This is a genomic window from Streptomyces sp. NPDC057743, assembly GCF_042798755.1.
In the GTDB taxonomy this organism is placed as follows: domain Bacteria; phylum Actinomycetota; class Actinomycetes; order Streptomycetales; family Streptomycetaceae; genus Streptomyces.
This window is the reverse complement of the sequence record NZ_JBHVJX010000118.1, coordinates 1-1,630: the sequence shown is the minus strand read 5'-3', so window position 1 is coordinate 1,630 and position 1,630 is coordinate 1. Positions and strand designations below refer to the sequence as shown.

Genomic DNA, 1,630 nt, shown 5'->3' with positions numbered 1-1,630 from the left:
CACCGAGCAGGCAGCGGCCGAACGAACGAACCTGAACACCTATCAACCCGCCCTGACCAGCTGACCAGCACCTCCCGCACACCGGGGGAAGCTCACCACAACCTCGCCCTCACCGGATAGCCGAACAGCCAGGGCCACGGTCCCTCGCCCGACCACACCCAACAATTCCAAGATCCCTTACGGGACAACCTCGACTCAATATGAAGCCACAGAAGCCCGGCCAGCCACGCGCCAGACAGCATCGCCCGGCAGACCGACGATTCACACAAGGACAACCGAAGTGTTCGTCAGGCGAAGAGTCAGACCTCCGGGCCATGCCATGGTCAATCCTCACTGTCATGAGACTTGGCAAGGTGCTGCGCACGGGCGGTAGACAGGAGGGTGCGCCAGCACTGCACCTGCGGGCGACGGGCCAGCAGCGCACGGCGCCAAGCCCCGGTGGTGCCGCCGAAGACACCCTCCAGGAGTCGCTCGTCCAGCGCCAGGGCCAAGCACTCGGTTTGCACCGCGCAGTGTCGGCACCACCGCAGCGCTTCCTGCTGACCGGGCGAGCGGTTAGGGGCGAAGAACAGGTGGTCCAGGTCGCCGTCGCGGCAGGCAGCGCGCTGGCGCCAGAACCGGTCCCAAGGCACCGGTCCGCGCAGTGATCTGTGGGAAACAAGGCTCAGGTTGTCCATAGCATCCGCCAGGTCTCATCGGTGGGGTAGCCACTGGCTGCTGCCCCCCGGCACCCCTGTGCCAACTGGAACCGGGCGCAGGCGACCCGCAACGGCTCATCCCACTGAAGGGCAGCACGCAGCCCTTCATCGGCCTCTAGCGCAGCATGCTGGTCCTGTGCCCAGCCTGTGACGATCAGCCGTAACCGCAGCATCAGGATCCAGCTGTTGGCAAGCCCGGGCCCGAAAACCTCCGGGCCGGGGAACGGAGGAACCAAGGGTGGTGGAAAGGAGCGTGACGAGCCATCGCAAGGCGGATCGTGGGGCAGTTCGGCGGCCGGTGAGCCCCCTTCTTGCCAAGCATCGGGAGACCTGATGTCACGGCCTTGACCACCGACGAGCAGGCCCCAGGTGGCTGCATTTGGAATACCGCTGGCCTGCTCCCCCCTCCAGCCTTGGGCACGCTGGAAGGCAGCACAGGCCCGCAGATCACACAGTGACCAACTGGCAGGCACATCAGGCGGGAAGTAACCCCCAGCTCCCCGTGCAGCCAGCATGTGACGCATCACTTGGACGTAAGCATTGCGGGCCCCTGGACGGAACCACTGCTCACCGGGGAAAACGTCGGCTAGATCCTGCTCCACCCCAGCCGGGCGAGGGCGGCAGGCGCGCTGCCACGGCTGCAACAACCGGAGCAACACTTTGGCTATCTTGGGCATCAGGACACAGCCTCCTTTGACAGTTGCGAGTTGAGTGGCGACCGATCTGGGGGGATGGTGCAGGTGCTATCCGGGTTGACCATCACCTGCTCTAGGGATGCGAAGCAGTGTCGAAGCGTGACGGACCGCGACAGGTGTGGGCTGCTGCATGTGGCGTGCTCGAGTCCCTCGCGCAAAGGAGTAGAGCACTGCAGAAAGGCTCCTGTGTGGCTAGAGCGTGGGGCGTGCGGGACTTGAACCCGCGACCGGAAGGAT

Annotated in this window: 2 protein-coding genes; both read right to left on the bottom strand. The window is 65.2% G+C overall.

Translation table 11 applies throughout. From position 1 onward, the window contains the following. Window positions 1-323: 323 nt before the first annotated feature. A complete protein-coding gene (locus ACFVFQ_RS38710; protein WP_383425412.1) occupies window positions 324-677 on the bottom strand; it encodes a WhiB family transcriptional regulator in 354 nt (117 codons plus the stop codon). Further along, entirely contained in the window at window positions 665-1,375 is a 711-nt protein-coding gene (locus ACFVFQ_RS38705) for a peptidoglycan-binding protein (RefSeq protein WP_383425410.1), read from the bottom strand. The genes ACFVFQ_RS38710 and ACFVFQ_RS38705 overlap by 13 nt, the downstream gene beginning before the upstream one ends. Window positions 1,376-1,630: the final 255 nt, after the last annotated feature.